The organism is Dietzia sp. Cai40, from assembly GCF_014145165.1.
Classification (GTDB): Bacteria; Actinomycetota; Actinomycetes; order Mycobacteriales; family Mycobacteriaceae; genus Dietzia; species Dietzia natronolimnaea.
Window position 1 is genome coordinate 1 of sequence record NZ_JAALEB010000026.1, and the last position, 3,134, is coordinate 3,134.

4 protein-coding genes are annotated in these 3,134 nt (G+C 71.1%); 3 read left to right on the forward strand and 1 reads right to left on the reverse strand.

The features are described 5' to 3' along the window. The 3 genes from G6022_RS01340 to G6022_RS01350 form a co-directional block, all read left to right on the forward strand. Positions 1–601, forward strand: a 601-nt coding sequence (locus G6022_RS01340) for a Zn-ribbon domain-containing OB-fold protein (RefSeq protein WP_241730989.1), incomplete at its 5' end; no start/stop codon positions are given. Next, complete coding sequence (locus G6022_RS01345; RefSeq protein ID WP_346034664.1) at positions 598–1,035, forward strand: MaoC family dehydratase; 438 nt, start codon at positions 598–600, stop codon at positions 1,033–1,035. The genes G6022_RS01340 and G6022_RS01345, both read left to right, overlap by 4 nt. After that, a complete protein-coding gene (locus G6022_RS01350; RefSeq protein ID WP_182639544.1) occupies positions 1,032–2,204 on the forward strand; it encodes a lipid-transfer protein in 1,173 nt (390 codons plus the stop codon). The genes G6022_RS01345 and G6022_RS01350 overlap by 4 nt, the downstream gene beginning before the upstream one ends. A 9-nt stretch (positions 2,205–2,213) precedes the next feature. Here the strand turns inward: G6022_RS01350 and G6022_RS01355 are convergent. Continuing rightward, positions 2,214–3,134, reverse strand: a 921-nt coding sequence (locus G6022_RS01355; RefSeq protein ID WP_182690914.1) for an alpha/beta hydrolase, incomplete at its 5' end; no start/stop codon positions are given.

Here is a 3,134-nt window from a genome sequence, read left to right on the forward strand (position 1 = left end):
CGCCGCGACCGCCACGACCGCCGCGACCGCCACGACCGCCGAGCCCGCGCCGGCGCCCGCGGACCAGATCGTCTCCAGCTCCGGCTCGGCCACCGACGACCTGGTGGTGGGCAAGGTCCTGCGCCCGTCGGTCTCGCACGACACCCGCTTCTTCTGGGACGGGGTCCGTGCCCACGAGCTGCGCATCCAGACGCGCGAGGACGGCTCGCTGCAGCACCCGCCCGTCCCGGCGCTCTGGAAGGACAGGTCCGAGCAGACCGACTACGTCGTGGCCTCCGGCCGCGGCACGGTGTACAGCTTCGTCACCCACCACGCCCCGCGCGTGCCGGGTCGCACGCGGTTCCCGTTCGTCATCGCACTGGTGGAGCTGGAGGAGGGTGTGCGGATGCTCGGCGAGCTGCGCGACGTCGACCCGGGCCAGGTGTCTATCGGCATGCCGGTGGAGGTCGAGTTCCTCGACATGCCCGGCGACCCGGCCGAGGACGCCGCGTTCGGCACCGAGCCGTGGACCCTGTACGCGTGGCGACCGGCCGGTGCACCGGCTGTCGACCGTCAACAATCCGCGGGGTCACCCGCGAGGACCGAAGGGGCCGTCACGTGAGCGAGAACCGTACCGTCTGCCCCGCCGAGCCGCCCGCCGTGGCGGTGGGGGACCGACTCCCCGAGCTGACCATCGAGGGGACCCCGACCTTCATCGTGGCCTCGGCGCTGGCGACCCGGGATTTCCAGGACGTCCACCACGACCGCGACCTCGCCCACGCCAAGGGCTCCAAGGACATCTTCGTCAACATCCTCACCGACACCGGCCTGGTGCAGCGGTTCGTCACCGACTGGGCGGGCCGGCGCGCCCGCATCACGTCCATCAGGCTCCGGCTCGGCGTGCCCTGGTACGCGTACGACTCCCTCACCCTGACCGGTGAGGTCACGGGGATCGACGACGACGGGCTGGTCACGCTGAAGATCGTCGGCACGGACTCGTTGGGCGCGCACGTCACCTCGACGGCGACCCTCTACCTGAACGGAGACCCGCAGTGAGCACCCTGGCAGACAAGGCTGCGATCGTCGGGATCGGCGCCACCGACTTCTCCAAGGACTCGGGCCGCTCCGAACTGCGCCTGGCCGCCGAGGCCGTGCGCACGGCGGTGGCCGACGCCGGTCTGCAGCCGTCGGACGTCGACGGCCTGGTGTCGTTCACCATGGACACCAACACCGAGATCGCGGTCGCCCGCGCCGCCGGCATCGGCTCGCTGAACTTCTTCTCCCGCATCCACTACGGCGGCGGCGCCGCGTGTGCGACCGTGCAGCAGGCCGCGATGGCCGTGGCGACGGGCGTGGCCGAGGTGGTGGTCTGTTATCGCGCGTTCAACGAGCGCTCCGGGATGCGGTTCGGCCAGGTCAACTCGGCGCTCGTGCAGCAGGTCAACTCCTCCGGCACGGACAACGCCTTCTCCTACCCGCACGGACTGTCGACGCCGGCGGGCTTCGTGGCGATGGTCGCGCAGCGCTACATGCACGAGTACGGCGCCACCAGCGAGGACTTCGGGCGGGTCGCGGTGGTGGACCGCAAGCACGCCGCCGTCAACCCGGCGGCCTTCTTCCACGGCACGCCCATCACGCTGGACGACCACCAGAACTCGCGCTACATCGCCGAGCCCCTGCACCTGCTCGACTGCTGCCAGGAGTCCGACGGCGGGCAGGCGATCGTCGTGACGACCCCCGAGCGGGCGCGGGATCTGCCGCACCGGCCAGTGTCGATCGCGGCGGCGGCCTCGGGTTCGGGTCCGGATCAGTACATCATGACCTCCTATTACCGCCCGGAGCTCGCGGGGTTGCCCGAGATGGGCATCGTCGGCGACCAGCTGTGGGCCCAGTCCGGCCTGCGTCCCCAGGACATGGACATGGCCGTGCTCTACGACCACTTCACGCCGTACGTCCTCATGCAGCTCGAGGAACTGGGCTTCTGTGGCCGAGGGGAGGCCAAGGACTTCGTCCGCGAGCCGGGCGCGCTCGAGGTGGGTGGCCGACTGCCGCTCAACACGCACGGTGGCCAGCTGGGTGAGGCCTACATCCACGGCATGAACGGCATCGCGGAGGGTGTGCGTCAGCTGCGGGGCGACTCGGTCAACCAGGTGCCGGGTGCGGAGAAGCTGGTCGTGACCGCGGGTACGGGCGTGCCGACCTCGGGCCTGGTGCTGACGGTCTGACCGGAGGGTTCAGCCGCGCAGGCACCCGCGGACGAACGAGCCGATGTCGCGCACCGCGACCTTGGCCTCGGGAACGAGCGGGTGGAACACCTGGAACACGTGGAACTGATGTGGCCACAGTTGGAACTCGTGCCGGACCCCGTGTTCGGCGAAACGCTCCGCGAGTTGCTCGATCCCCCCACAGAAGATCTCCTCGCCGCCGCACTGGACGAGGAACGGCGGCCAGTCGGGGGACGGGACGTGGTTGATCGGCGAGATGGCGGGGTCGTCCGGGTCCACTCCCGGCGCGTACTGGCGTCGGCAGAGCTCGGCCAGGCCGAGGGCGAGGAACGGGTCCTTACGGGCGCGGTCGCGGGCGGTCATGTCGGTGAAGTCCAGATCCACCCACGGTGAGAGCAGGACGACCCCCGCCGGCATCGCGGCCTGCTCCTTCTCGAGCTGCGCGACGAGCTGGAGGGCGAGGTTGCCGCCGGCGGAGTCGCCGGCCACCACGATGTCCTCCGCCCGGAAGCCCATGCTCAGCAGCCACTCCCAGCCGGCGAGGGTGTCCTCCGTGGCCGCAGGGTGCGGATGTTCCGGTGCGAGCCGGTAGTCGGGCAGGAAGACGGGCACGCCGGTCTCGCTGGCCATCCGTGACGCGAGTGCCTTGTGCGACCAGGGGGATCCGAAGGTGAAGCCGCCGCCGTGGATGTGGTAGATCACCTTGTCCGAGTGGAAGAACCGCTTGCGGCCCACCCAGAGTCCGGGCACGGGGCCGTCCGAGGACCAGTCGTTGGTGGTCTCGAGGGCGGCCGCCCGCCCGGCCCCCGAGGTCAGCGCGCGCAGCCGTCCGAGGGACGCGTCGGTCGCCGGCATCATGTCGAGGGCCGGTCGGACGAACATCCTCAGCCCGCCGGCCAGCCCGCGGGACCGCAGGGTCCCCTGCGCCCC